Genomic DNA, 13,399 nt, shown 5'->3' on the forward strand with positions numbered 1-13,399 from the left:
CACCCGCCCTCAGAACTGCGAAGGGCAGCGGAAATCCGCCAGCGCCTTCAGGCGGTAGGGATTGAGCGTGCCGCCGAACTGCACCCTGAACTCGGCGCTCCTGCCGTCCTGGCTGAAGCGGGCCTTGAACAGATCGGTACCTTCAGCAGTGATCACCGCCTTGTCGAGCAGCCGGAAGGTGGCCCATTCGCCGGTTACCTGGATCTTCCGGTTGAAGTCACCGGGAGGCATGTACACCCAGGATTCGGCCTTGGTGTCCTTCGATGGCCATTCGAATGTCTTGGCCTGGGCATTGCTCTTGAACAGACGAACGCCTTCGCCGGCTGTCGTGAGGACGGCCATGTCGGTCGCATCATTGAGAGACAGGCCGGTCATGGTAATACGGATCGAGGGCATCTCGCCATCATTCGGGAAGAAGGCCTTGCGGATCTCGTCGGCATTTTCGAACTGGGTCAGGGCCTCGCTTGCCATGCCCTCTGTCCCGGGGGCACCCTTCCAGCGCCACGGACTGGCCGAGGTGTCGACGAAGGCCTGCAGCTCGTTCTGGAAGAAGCTCGGGAAAAGCCCCTTGGGACCGAACAGCCGGGCAAAATCCGTCAGTGCCATGTCTTCCCTGGCGGACCGGTCGAAGGGATAGCGCCCCGCCATGATGGTGGAGCAGAGCCTGGCGCCATCACCAGCCCATTTGTCGGCCGCCTCGTTGCGGGCCGTCTTGGACGCCAATGCACCGACATCCCCGACCAGGCCCGCCACCAGATCGTCGATCGGGGGCGGCAAGCGTCGGCTCTCTTCCGCCAGGGACTGGACGGCGGCGGCGAGCTGGCTGTCGGTGTTGAAGATCTTGTTCACCGGCTGTGTCGATCCTGCCGCTCGCGAGAGCTGGGTGTACATGGCTCCGAGCAGGGGTTTGAGGGCCTGGATCTGCGAGCGTGGCTTTTCCGAGCTGCTGGTCTCGCTCTGCTTGGGGGTTTCCAGTGCTTCGCGCAGGCGGCCATAGGGATCGGGGACGCTGATCGTGCTGCTGTTCAAGGCAGTGCTCCGGCTACCCTGCTGCGCCAACGCCACGGAGGCGTTCGCCTGGGGCCTGAGATCGGCGGCATTGGCGATGGAACGCGCCAGGGACTCGATCGGGCCCGGCTCGCTGGAGAGGACGCGAAGTGTGTCGGCGGCATCGGCCAGTGACTGGAACGGCTTGATGTTCAGATCCGCCAGGAGGCTCGCCCAGCGTTTCTCATACTGGTCGAAATAGAGCTGCAGCGCAGCCAGGGACAGGCTGTCCACCGTCATGCCGGCGCTGGGCTGCTCGCCGCGAACCCAGTGTTCGTCCAGCGCCTGACGGGCTGCTTCGGCGACCTCCGGCAGGACGACGGAGCGATAGCCTTCGCCGGTGAACAGGCCGGGAATGCCTTCGCGCAGAGCAGCCTTGGATTTACGCTGGAACACTCGTTCGCCGAGCGGGCCGAGTGCGTCGGCGGGCACCCAGGGCGCCAGGGCGCGGACCTGCCGGTTCTCCTCCAGGATGTCATAGGCCCGTGCCGCCAGGCTCTGCCCGCTGATTGCCTGCCGGGCCTTGGCGACCAGGGTCTGGTCGATGTCGATCGGTGGCAGTCTCCTCGCCACCAGCTGCTCGACATGCTGGAGAAGTTCGCGGCGGGCGGCCACCCTTCCCTCGCCGGGATAGAGGGCATCGAAGATCTGCTCGGCTTCCTGCGAGGCGAATTTGGCGTCGACCTGGCCCAACCCGCCGAGCATGCCGTAGAGCTTGAGGGCATCGAAGGTCTGGCGGACATTGGAGGTGTCACCCAATTGCTTCTGCAACTGCACCATCAGGCGCGGCAGCAGCAGCGAATTGAGGGCGCGCTGATAGGCCTCGCGCTGCCGGCCGGCGATCTTGTCGCTCTGGTCCAGCCCGAAGCCGACCTGCCACGTATCTGACCCCGAGAAGCCATCGGTCACGCCTCTAATATCGTTCAGCGCCGGGAGAATGCGCAGGAAATCGGTGTCGTTGACGTCGCGTACCGGGATGCCCTGCACCAGCTTCTCATAGGAGCTGATACGTTCGTCGGCCTGCGCCAGGGCGCGGGAATTCTGGAAATAGGTCGCGATCCAGCTCGAGAAAACCACGCCGAGTATCACGGCCGACGCGCCATAGGCGATCCGGCGCAGCATCAGCTGGCGGCGGCTCAGGCGCTTGTCGCGTGCGACGAGCGCCGCCTCTCCGAAGATGACTTCCTTGAACAGGCGCGGCAGGAAATAGCTGCGGCGCATGCGTGGAGCACCGGCCGCGCCGGGCACCTCCGCCTGCGTTCCAGAGGCGAAATAGATGCCGCGCAGCAGCGGGGATTCGACCAGCTTCGATCCTGCGCAAAGTTCCACCAGCACCTCGTGCAGGCGCTCCTTGAGGGCAGCGAGCTCGGCGGGGAAACGGAAGATGCGTCCACGTATCTCGCTGTCGGGTTCCTGCTGCAGGCGCTCGATCAGCATGGCGTCGACACGTTGCTGGAGCAGGCTGAATTCCTCCAGGAAACGCTCGGGCAGATCGTCGGCCTTGTAGCTCTCGTCCAGACCGAAGGTGGTGCCCCAGACCTGTTCGCGGTCGCTGGCATTGAACCCGTCGAAGAATTCCACGAAGCCGGTGAGCAGGTCCGATTTCGTCAGCACGAGATAGACGGGGACGCGGGCCTGCAAGTATTCGTCGAGCTCCGACAGGCGCTGGCGGATGGCGCGCACCTCTTCCAGCCGGGCGGTGGGCTCGCGGGTCAGGATGTCGGCGATCGACAAGGTGACCAGGGCGCCATTCACCGGCTGCGAGCGGCGGTGCTTTTTCAAAAGGGTCAGGAAACCTTCCCAGCCGGCCTTGGAACTGCCGTTGAGATCGTCCTGGGTGGTGTAGCGGCCGGCCGTATCGATCAGGATGGCTTCGTCGGTGAACCACCAGTTGCAGCTGCGCGTGCCGCCGATGCCCTGCACGGAATTGGCGCCGAGCGCATCGCCGAGAGGGAATTTCAGGCCCGAATGGGTGAGGGCGGTGGTCTTGCCCGAGCCGGGCGCCCCGAAGATCACATACCAGGGCAGTTCATAGACATAGCCGAAGCGTTTCTTGGTGACGCGGCGCAGCAGTGCCAGGGCCTGTTTCAGGCGGTCGCGGATTTCGTTGACCTCGGCCTGCTGGCTGGCGGCGGCTTCCGCCTCCGCACTCTTTTCGAGGTCGGCGACCAGCGCCTTGTCGCGCTTGCGGGCCCGGTAGATGCTGATGCCGATATAGGCGAGGCCGGCAACCAGCACGATACCGATGGCGATCAGCCGATTGGTCGCGCTGGCAAGCGGATAGAATTCGCCATAGCCGATGAGGTGGCCGTAGAACCAAATGATCAGGCAGAGCGCCGCGATCCAGACGATGGGCAGGAAGCGCTGGCCGAGCAGCGTGCCATAGGCTTCGACATAGGAGCGGATCGTATAGTAATAGCTGAGCGGGTTCATGGCGTGGCGCCTCCCGGCCGTATGACGCTGCGATCGACAACCGGCAGGCTCATCACGAGAGGCGAGCCGGTATAGCCGTCCTCAGGCTTGCCGATCACCAGGATTTCCGTGCGGCGGTTCTGCGCGCGTCCCGGGTCGGTATCGTTGGAGGCGATCGGTTCGGCTTCACCCCGGCCTTCGGTGGTGATGCGGTCACGAGCGTAGGTCTTCAATATGTTGCCGACGGCGTCGGCCCGCTCCTCCGACAATTGTTGATTGTCGCGGATGCGCCGGTTGCCGTTGAAGGGCCGGTTGTCGGTATAGCCAATCACCCTTGCGCTGAATTGGGAAGCGGCCAGGGCGACGCCGATCTTGTCGATCAAGTCCTGAAAACCAGGTTTGACGTCAGCCTTGCCTGTATCGAACAGGCCGGCATTGTTGATGCGGACCAGCACCTGGCCATTGTCATTCCACAAGGTCACGAGCTTCTTGTCGACCTCCGGCTGCAGGAAGTTCATGAATTGACGGATGCGCGTTACACCCACAGGTTCCGGGGGAACCTCCGCCTTGGCCTGGACCGGGGGTGGATCCTTCGCCTTGGGAGGCGGCGGGATGAAGATGCTGGGCGCCTCGTTGGGAGGCAGGTTGGCCAGGCGCGTGAAAGTGCCGTCCGAAGCCCGGTCGAGCGACAGCGAGAAGAAGAGGTAGCCGAGCCCGAACAGCAGCGCGAGGATACTGAGCAGCGTCCATAGCGCCGCCGCGGTGCGCAACGGCTTGTGCCTGGCGATGACGCCGCGCCAGTGTGGCGACAATTCCCGCTCGAAGGTGCCATACTGGCCGAGCAGCGTCTTGTAGAGGCTGTCGCGGATGCGGCTGAGTTCGAGCGCTCCGCGCGGCGAGACGCGGGTGCGGCCTTCGAAGGCGAGCGAGAGGCTGAGATAGATCAGCAGCAGCAGATCCTTGTTGGCGCCGGGACTCTGGTGAAAATGATCGAGCAGGTCGAAGACCTTGTCACCGCCGGTGACGTCCATGTGATAGGTCGAGACCAGGCCCGAACGCGCCCAGCCGGCGCGCACGCCCCAGGGCTTGCTGAGCACCACGTCGTCGACGGTGGCGCAGACGACATAATGGGCGGCGCGCGCCCGCTCCGGATTGATGCGGGCGCCGGCGAGATCGCGCTCATAGCGGTTGATCGCCTCGGTGGTGGTGCGGCGTAACTGCTCGATGTCGGGCTGGTCCGCTGTGTGGCGCAAGGCATGGGCGAGATTGAGCAGGGGCGCGGCGGAGGCCACGATGGTCGGCACCTCCTCGCCGCCGAAGCGGAAATTGCGCACCAGCGTGTCGGCCGACCAGCCGCCCGAGCGCAATGGCTCGGCCGAACCCGCGGCATCCTGCGGCGCATCGGCCAGCATCTCCGCCATCTTGCGGGCGACCTGCTGCTTCCTGGCGCCGTCCTCGGTGAGCTCGACCACCGTCGGCAGGGACTGCCAGGGGGCTGTCGTTGCCTTGTTCATCGACTGGCCTCCTTCATTCCCTCAGGGCCCAGAGCTCCATCTCCAGGCTTGGAAAGTCGCCGGCGAGATGGAGGGCGATGGCGCCCGACGTATCGAGCTGTTTCCACAGCGGGTTCTTGGTATCGAGCTCGAAATAGATCGTGCCCGAGCGATAGGGCAGCTGGCGCGGCAGCACCGGCAGGGGGCGGACGGGAATGCCGGGCAGGGCGACATTGACCAGTTCGGCGATGCGCTCCACCGGGCCGACCTTGATCTGGGCCGGCAGGCGGCGGCGCACTTCCTCGGCCGGCATCTCGGCTCGCACAGCCAGCACGAAGCCGGCATCCTTGAGCAGGGTCCGGTCGTTGATGGTACCCACGCGCACACCATGGCGGCGTTCGGCAAGCTCGATGGCGACGGCCGCCTGTTCGAGCACGGCCGAGAGCGAGGTCCTGAGATCGTCGAACACGGCGGCGAAGGTCGCCTTGAGGTTGTCGTGCCGATAGGGCGGGAACTCGCTGGCGCGCTTGGAATCCATGGTGAAGGTGGCGAGTTCCCCGGCGAGCTGGATGCAATGCTCGTAGAAAGTCATGGGATGGATCCGCGTCGCATTGGCGGCGATGTGGCTGAGCAGCGGATCGGCCCGGTTGAGGATATGAAGCAGGAAATAGTCGCCGACTTCGGCCGTGCCGCGGATGGTCGGGTCGCCGATACGCTCGGCGATGGCCGCCGCGCGGTGGCGCACGATGCCGAGGAGCTCGGTCATGAGTTCGCTGAGCCGCGCCTCGGCGGCGCAATTCAGGCACGGGGCGATGTAGTCGGGATCGAGCAGCACGGCCTTGTCCGAGCGCACCTCGATGATGCGCGCAAGGCCGATCAGCTCGTAGCCGGCGAGATCGTCGCCGCTCTTGAGATAGCGCAGGCTCAGCCGGCCGACATCGATGGGAGCCATGAAATCGGTCTCGACATTGGCGTCCGGTGCCTCGTAATGCGAGGCGACGAAACGCACGCCGGGTGAGGAAGCCCCGCCATTGACGGCGATGTCGGCGCGCCCGGGCCGGCGGGCCGGCAGCCCCAGATAGATGATGGCGTTCTTGGTGGTCTCGTCGAGCTCCAGCGGCGGCGGCAGGTCGGTGTCGAAGGGAGCTTCGAAAGGCGTGCCGTCGGGCAGGGTGCCGCGCAGATTTGCCAGGGCGAACTGGCCGATCGCCAGGGCGCCGCGGTCGATGCCGATCTCGGCGATGCCCCAGGGATAGGCGGCAAGCTCACGCGTGGTCGCTCGAACGAGCCGCTCCGTCCAGCGGTCGGCCTGCTGGAAATGCTGCACGCGAAGGAACATGCCCTCGCTCCACGCGACCCTGTTCTCGTTTCTCATGCGACTTCGTCGTCCTTGCTTGTCGTGCTGTGTGCGGTGCTGTGCCCGGTCCTGGCCGGCTCGCTGCCGCCTGGTTCGTTCCTAGCCGGCTCGAGCGAGCGCAGCATTGCCCTGCGGAACAGGTCGCGGACGGAAAGATCCCGGCCGTCGGCCTCGAATTGCCGCCGATAGGCCTGCCAATAGGCACCGTTGCGGCGCCAGGGCAGGCTGATCGCGCGGGCGTCGATACTCGCCTCGATGATGCGTGGCTCCAATTGGGGGCCGACTTCGCGAACCAGGGTGCCGAGCGCTTCCGCGAGCGCCTGCTGGCGTGCCAGCAGGGTTTCGAGCCGCGCCAGCAGGGCTTCCTCCCGATCGAGGCCGAAGACGTCCGGTGCTGGCATCAATGTGTCGGCGCTGATCTCGAAGGTGACGAAGGCCTTCTCGAGCGCCTCCTCGCATTGGGCCAGCAGGCCGTCGCAACGCGGCTGCCAGGAGGAGGGGGCGGCCATGGCAACCAGGAAATCGGCGGGCTCCTCGTCCTGTTCCGTGGGGACGACCACCTGCCTTCCATCGTCACTTGCCGGTGCCGTCTCGGTGCCATCCTTGCTGCGGTCGCGGGCCATGGGTACGGACACGAAGGTGGCACGGCCATGTTCGAGGCGATTGCCGTAGTCGGAATCCTCGTTCCAGTCGTCCGGCAGGACCGCCTTGATCGCCCTGGGATCCGGCGGGCCGTTCCAGCCGATCTCGACATGCCGCGAGGAGGGAGCGGCCTCGCGCTTGCGCCCCGTGGCCCGGGAAACTTTCGGCTGCTGCAAAGGCCAGTCGTCGGAAAGACGCCCGCCCATCACGCCGGTCGCGGTCTGCCCGCCCGGCGCGATATCGGCCAGGATGGCGGTGATCGTCAGGTTCTCCGAACTGACGGCGAGGCCGGCCTCGGGGTCGACGATGTCGCGGTCGGCCTCGCCGGTGACCGACACCGCGAAGGCATGGCCCCCCAGTTCCAGGCGCGATTGATGCTTGAGGCGGGCGGTCTCGCCCTCCAGGACCAGGACGCCGTCCACGCGGGTACCGTTGGCGCTTTCGTCGCGCAGCAAATAGCCGTCGCGATCACGCAGGATGGTGCAATGGAGCTTGGAGACGGTGCGGCCCGCGTCCGGCACTTGCCAGTCGCAATCGACCGATCGTCCCAGCGTCCGGCGCCCGCGTTCCAGCACCCAGGGTTGTCCCCCTGTCCCGGCTCCGCTTGCTTCGACCTGCCTGAGTTCCAACCGCATGGCCATCTCCTCACGAGACCGGTTGAAGCACCGCCTGGCGCTCGGTGATGACGGCATCGTCGCTGTCCCGTGCCGCCGGTGCGATGCGTGCCCAGCTATTCCAGCCCAGGCGTGGCGGATCACTCGCCTGGCCGAGCTGGCAGAAAGGCACGTGCTCCTTCCTGAGAACGACCTGGATGTCAAAATCGAGCCCGCAACCGACGAACAGGCGGGTGAGCGCGAAGAGCTCCTGAATGTTGCGGCTCCCCGGCGCCAGCGACAGATAGTCCCTGTAGTCGAGCGGGCCGATCACCACGCGGAAGGTGCTGGAAAGGTCCCGGATGGCCGAGCCCGCCATGGCATCGACGCCAAGGCGCACCGTGGCCGCCCGGGTCATCCGGCTCTGCTCGTGTTCCGGCACACCAAGCCAACGGCCCTGGAAGAGCTCGATTTCGACCGGCAGGCCGCTCACTTCGCGCAGCATGGCCCTGAGATTGCTGACGTTGCGGGTTCGTGCCGCGAAGAAGCCGCTGAAGCGCAGCAACACGTCGTCGTCGGTGCCGCTGCGCTCCCGCAGCCTCGCAGTGCCGAAGCCGGTGAGGGACAGCAATGTCTTGATGAAGCCATTGCGCCCTTCGCGGGTGCCCCAGCGCAGCAGGCGGGCGAGCCGGTATTTCTCGCAGGCATCGACGAACAGCTCGTCCATGCGGGCACCGAATAATTGCAGGAAGGCCGCGAGCGAGGAGGATTTATTGCGCTCCTCGCGCATGACCAGTTCGTTATAGGCCGGTGGCAGCGAACCCAACGGCCCGGCAAGCCCAGCCAGGGCGCTGCGCAAGGTGGCCTGCCCCTCCTTCCGGCGAAAGCCCGACACAGGCAGGGCAGCCGGCGAGACGCCTCCATGCGCAGTAACGGCAAGCTGTTCTTCGGAGGCCTGGGCGACCCGGAAGGCCGTGGTCGGCTCGAAACGGCCGGGGTCGCGTTCGAGCAGATCGGCAAGGGTGTCGGAGCTGTTGTCGGCGGTCATGGCGTTCGCCGAATAGTGAAGGGATTATGGGTGCGGGCGGTACAGCCCCTCACCCTTACCCTCTCCCCGCAAACGCGGGGCGAGGGGGGCGTAAGCGCCGCTGTGATTTCCCAGTGCATTGGGTCTCGCCCAACGGTCGGGCGAGATGATTCCCTTGCGTTGTAAGCGCTACGCCGATGTCCCCCTCGCCCCGCGTTTGCGGGGAGAGGGTAGGGGTGAGGGGCAACGCCAGGGTACGAAGGAAAGCTGTTCACGATGACCTCCTACAGCAGCGGCCGCTCGGCCGCGCGGGCGGGCCAGGTGGCGATCGGCTTGGATTGGCCCTTGATGGAGACAGTCAGCCGGGTGAAGCTGTTCACCGAGGTGTAGAGGCCGCAGAAGCGATCGAGCACGCTGCCGAACAGAAAGGCGGAAGGGCGGTCGATCGCGGCCGGGTCGAACTCCACCGTGATCTCCGTGCCGGGGACCATGCCGCCTCGGATGCGGGCGGTGGCGGCCCGTGCCTCGACCCGGATGATGGCGTCGACCAGCTGGCGTGTCTCCGGCAGATCACGGAAGGCATAGAGCGAGAGGATGTCCTTCAGCGCTGCCCCGCCATTGTCGAACAGCGAGACATGATTGAGCAGGAGATGCGACATCAGCCGCCAGTTGCGGCCATCCTCGTCATTCATGCGCACAGCGGGTGTCGGGGCTATCAACGCCTCGATGCGCCCGACTGCCTCATTGCCGAGCGCGAGCTTGAGATGCGGGTGGCCGCCTCCGAAGGGCAGGCGCTCGGGAAGAGCGCGATTGAGGCACCAGGCATCGACGCTCGCCACGGCATCGATATTGCCGCTGACACGGCGGTTGTGGTCGACGAAGGCGATGTCGAGATCGCAGGTGCCGTCGTCGGGGTCGAAGCGCCGATAGCTCTGCCAATAGGCGGCGGCAGCGCCTGAACGCTGGGTGCGGCCGAAGAAGGGCTGGCAGGATTGCTGCTCGCCCTTCGATCCCGTCAGCGTCACCTTCTCGATGGAATAGATCTCGCGTGTCCGCTGCCGCCGCGAGTCGGAGAGCAGCCGATATTCGGTGCGCGTGCCGTCGAGCGCCAGCGGCTCGCAGGTCTGGCGGAACAAATTGACGACCGGCGTGGCATGCAGCACCAGGTCCCGGCTGGTAACAGAGCGCTCCAGCTTGCCGTCCGTCTCGCCGAGATAGACGAAGATCTCCAGCCCGTCGCCATGCCAGCGCTGCAGCCCGTCGATCTCGAAGAACAGGAACTTCTGCGGCAGCGCGAAGAATTCCGTCAGCAGGCGGTAGCCGGTAAAACTCGTGCTCGGATAGGGCAGCATGGTCTCGTCGGCCGAAAAGCCGACGGGCTTGAGATGATCGGCCGGCAGGAAGATCGCCTTGTCGTCATCGGCGTGGCGCGCCAGCGCGATGCCCTGCGTGTGGTTGACCAGCAATTCGTAGAGGGCGCTCGCCTGCCGCCAGGGCGAGGCGATGTAGAAGCGCAGGCGCTTGACGCCGAGCTCGGAGAGCGGGCGGCGCCCCGCCAATGAGCGGATCGACAGCCGCAGGCAGCCGGCTGCGCCGGCATGGCGGGAAAGGGGAGCCTGGATCGGCTGTCCCGACAGCGTCACCGCGGCTATTTCCACCGGTGCGATTTCAACATCCTGCGTGGTGAGGAAGCGGCAGGTCTCGCCGCCGACCGGTTCGGCCTGCACCTCGGTGTGGCGTGGCAGCGTCTGCATGGCGGCCAGCGACTCGCCGGGCGCGAAGCGTACGATGCTCATGGACGGCAGGGGGGCGAGATAGTGCGGATAGAGCGTTTCGAGCAGGCCGTCGGTGAGCTCGGGAAACTCGTCGTCGAGCTTCTGGCGCACCCTGGCAGCCGAATAGGCGAAGCTCTGGATGAGGCGCTCGACATGGGGGTCGTCGGCAACCTCTCCGGTCAGGCGCAGGCGTCCCGCGATCTTGGGGAAGGCATCGGCAAACCGTGATGCGCGCCGGCGCAAGGCCGACAATTCCTCATTATAACGTCGCAGGAACCCCTCAACCATGGGCTGCCTCCACCTGGAAGCGCTGGCTGGAGGGATCGATCGTCGATTCGAAATTGATCGGCGGCATGCCGTCATAGAGGCGGAAGGTCGCCTCGATGCGCATGCGCAACGCTCTTTCGCCCTGGGTGCGGTTCTTGAGGATGGTCACGCGGATGTTCGACAGTCTCGTTTCGAACAGGGCGATGCGCCGCTCGAGGGCGCGCGCCAGCTGCAGCTTGGCTTCGTCCGTGACCAGGTTGGCCGAGACGATGCCTTCCACGCCGTAGCTGACAAGCGCGTCCGCGAGCTCCGCCAGCCTGTCCGGCGGGCTGGTCGGGCAGCGCCTGGTATTGAGCAGTGCCTCGAGGTCGCGGCGGATGGCTTCGCGCATTTCCCGCGCCTGGTCCGCAAGGCTGAGGGCAGGATCCTGGGCGAGATCGGGTGTCGCGTCGAGCAACCGATCGAGGATCGAGCGCGACAGGACCTGTTCGCGGGCCCGGTACCGTTCGAGCGGATCAACCATGGGCAGCCTGCTTGCGCCGTGCGACTTCCGGCATGCCCAGGGTCTGCATGTCATGGAAGGAGACCAGGTCGTCGCCGGCCAGGAAGCAACGCTGGCCGCGGCCGGTGGTGATGCCCGAGGGTTCGGCAACCCATTCGGTTTCGCGTCCCAGCAACAGCTTCTCCTTGCCTTCGGTGCCCTGATAGATCGCGGGCAGCAGCACGGGTGCGGAAGCGCCGTCGATCAGCGACAGCTCCGCCCGCCGGAAGGCGAGGTCGCGCGGCCGGGCGATCGGTTCCACCACCACCGAGGCGATCTTGGCGAAGTCGATCCACAGATAGGCGCCGCCCGTCATGATGACTTCGAGCGCATGCGGCACCCGATCGTCGAGGTCCCGGAAATCGCCGACCGGCTTGCCGTTCCACAGCATCGGCTGTTCGCCGCGCAGCTGGTCCAGCGCTTCCAGCGCGGGTCTTGCCACACCATCCTCGCGATTGATGATGGCGAGCTCGATGGCGGCCTTGTCGAGCGCACTCGGCCCCTGGGGAAATTCCGGCACGGCGCCGGCCTCGAACCAGGCCTTGCGGGCCGCCATGGCGCGCAGCTGGTTGCGCAGCAGGGCAAAGCCCATGGTGTCCTGCGGCGCCAGGGTCACGGCCAGGCTGCATTGCGTGTCGGCCCGCTCATAGTCCCCGGCGAGGACGAGCAGGTCGATATAGAGGTGGCGGGCATCCTTGTCGGAGGGATGGGCCCGCACATGGTCCTTGGCATGGTCGAGCGCCTGGCTCAGGGCGCCTTCGGACAGGGAGCTGGCGATGCTGGCGGCGAGCGTCATGCGGTCATCCTTCTGGGCGGGGAGGCCGTATCGACACCGCTCGTCGGCGGCGCCATTTCGGCAATGAGGTGGAAGCTGGTCGACACGTCGTCGAGCTGGAAATGCGGCTGCAGCCGCACGGTGCAGATGAAGGTGCCGGGCTTGCCGGCAAGTTCCTCGACCGCGATGCCCGCCGAGCGCAGCGGGTAGCGCGTGCGCAGCGGCAGGTCGGCATCGTCATTGCCGAGCGTATAGCCCGACAGCCAGTCCTCGAGCTTGCGCTGCAGCGCGGTGGCGTCGGCCAGCCGGCCGACCTGGTCGCGCATGATCACCTTGAGATAGTGGGAAAAGCGCGAGGCGCAGAGCACATATTGCAGCATGGCGGCAAGGCGTGCGTTCTGGCGCGCATTTTCATTGGCATAATGCTGCGGCGCATGGAGCGACTGGTTGGCGTTGAAGATGGCCGATGCGGACATGTAGGTGGTGCCGATCGGCACCAGCCCGTGATCGCAGAATTGCTGTTCCTGGCCGCTGGTCAGGCGCACTTCGACCGGCGGCTGGGCAGACAAGCCCTGGCTTTCGGTCGCGAAATCATAAGCGGCGAGTTCGGCCGTGCTCAGCATGCCGCCATCGATGGCGTCCTGGGTGACGCCGCGTATGTCGGCGAACCAGCCGGACTGGATGAAATTGCGGATGACGATGGTGGCGAAGGCGAAGGCGCCATTGCCCCACAGCAGGCTGGTGCCATCCGCCGATACGGCTTCGCGGAAGGGGAAGCCGTCATCACGCCGGCGCGAATAGGGCTCATAGGGCTGGCGCATCAGGACGCGCGGCGCGACCAGGCCGAGGAAGCGCGTATCCTCATGGGTCCGCAGGCGGTTCCAGCGTATGCGATCGGGGCTGCTGTCGAGCCAGTTGAGATCCTGCACCCGGTTGAGTTCGGAAAAGCTCTCCAGCCCGATCGCGCGCGGCGAGGCACCGGCCACGAAGGGGCAGAACGCGGCCGCCGCCACCGGGGCCAACTGGGTCAGCGTGCCGACCACATCGCCGCCTTCCTGGGGATCGGTGGGCGAGAGGTGATAGTCGCCGATGATCAGGCCATAGGGCTCCCCGCCTGGCATGCCGAATTCGCGGTTATAGACCAGCTCGAACAGGTGACTCTGGTCGAAGTCCGAAGCGCGTTCCATGCCGCGCGCCAGCTCCTTCCAGCTCAGCCCGAGCAACTTGATCTTGACCTCGCTCGAGCGCGAGGCGACGCGCACCAGCATCGCCAGCCCGCGCCAGCGTGCTTCCATCGCCTGGAATTCGGGATGGTGCAGGATCGCGTTGACCTGGCGATTCAGCGCCTCGTCGATCAGGGCGATGAGCCGATCTGCTCTGCCTCGCAGCAAGTTCTCGAAACCTATCGTCGGATATGGCTTTCGGAAGGAAAGCCGAAGGTGCCGCCGGACGCGCCGGCGGCACGGCTCA

The 13,399-nt window shown here is 66.0% G+C and carries 9 protein-coding genes; all 9 read right to left on the bottom strand.

The annotated features are described in order from the left end of the window. Positions 1–9: 9 nt before the first annotated feature. On the bottom strand, positions 10–3,480 hold the full coding sequence (tssM, locus tag BA190_RS14880) for a type VI secretion system membrane subunit TssM (RefSeq protein WP_068288592.1): 3,471 nt from the start codon (positions 3,478–3,480) through the stop codon (positions 10–12). Beyond that, positions 3,477–4,973 carry a type IVB secretion system protein IcmH/DotU gene (gene icmH, locus BA190_RS14885; RefSeq protein ID WP_068288595.1) on the bottom strand — a complete coding sequence of 499 codons (1,497 nt, stop codon included), beginning with the start codon at positions 4,971–4,973 and terminating at the stop codon, positions 3,477–3,479. The genes tssM and icmH overlap by 4 nt, the downstream gene beginning before the upstream one ends. A 13-nt stretch (positions 4,974–4,986) precedes the next feature. After that, entirely contained in the window at positions 4,987–6,327 is a 1,341-nt protein-coding gene (gene tssK / locus BA190_RS14890) for a type VI secretion system baseplate subunit TssK (protein ID WP_068288597.1), read from the bottom strand. Then, positions 6,324–7,586 carry an FHA domain-containing protein gene (locus BA190_RS14895; RefSeq protein ID WP_068288598.1) on the bottom strand — a complete coding sequence of 421 codons (1,263 nt, stop codon included), beginning with the start codon at positions 7,584–7,586 and terminating at the stop codon, positions 6,324–6,326. The genes tssK and BA190_RS14895 overlap by 4 nt, the downstream gene beginning before the upstream one ends. A 10-nt stretch (positions 7,587–7,596) precedes the next feature. Next, entirely contained in the window at positions 7,597–8,592 is a 996-nt protein-coding gene (tssG, locus tag BA190_RS14900; RefSeq protein ID WP_068288601.1) for a type VI secretion system baseplate subunit TssG, read from the bottom strand. 263 nt (positions 8,593–8,855) lie between these two features. Further along, positions 8,856–10,634, bottom strand: coding sequence for a type VI secretion system baseplate subunit TssF (gene tssF, locus BA190_RS14905; protein ID WP_068288603.1), 1,779 nt, complete (start codon positions 10,632–10,634; stop codon positions 8,856–8,858). After that, on the bottom strand, positions 10,627–11,136 hold the full coding sequence (tssE, locus tag BA190_RS14910; RefSeq protein ID WP_068288604.1) for a type VI secretion system baseplate subunit TssE: 510 nt from the start codon (positions 11,134–11,136) through the stop codon (positions 10,627–10,629). Before tssE ends, tssF begins: the two co-directional genes overlap by 8 nt. Further along, positions 11,129–11,950, bottom strand: a complete 822-nt coding sequence (locus tag BA190_RS14915; RefSeq protein ID WP_068288610.1) for a type VI secretion system accessory protein TagJ — start codon at positions 11,948–11,950, stop codon at positions 11,129–11,131. The genes tssE and BA190_RS14915 overlap by 8 nt, the downstream gene beginning before the upstream one ends. Further along, a complete protein-coding gene (tssC, locus tag BA190_RS14920) occupies positions 11,947–13,335 on the bottom strand; it encodes a type VI secretion system contractile sheath large subunit (RefSeq protein ID WP_068288613.1) in 1,389 nt (462 codons plus the stop codon). Before tssC ends, BA190_RS14915 begins: the two co-directional genes overlap by 4 nt. Positions 13,336–13,399: the final 64 nt, after the last annotated feature.

It is taken from the genome of Labrys sp. WJW (assembly GCF_001676615.1).
Classification (GTDB): domain Bacteria; phylum Pseudomonadota; class Alphaproteobacteria; order Rhizobiales; family Labraceae; genus Labrys; species Labrys sedimenti.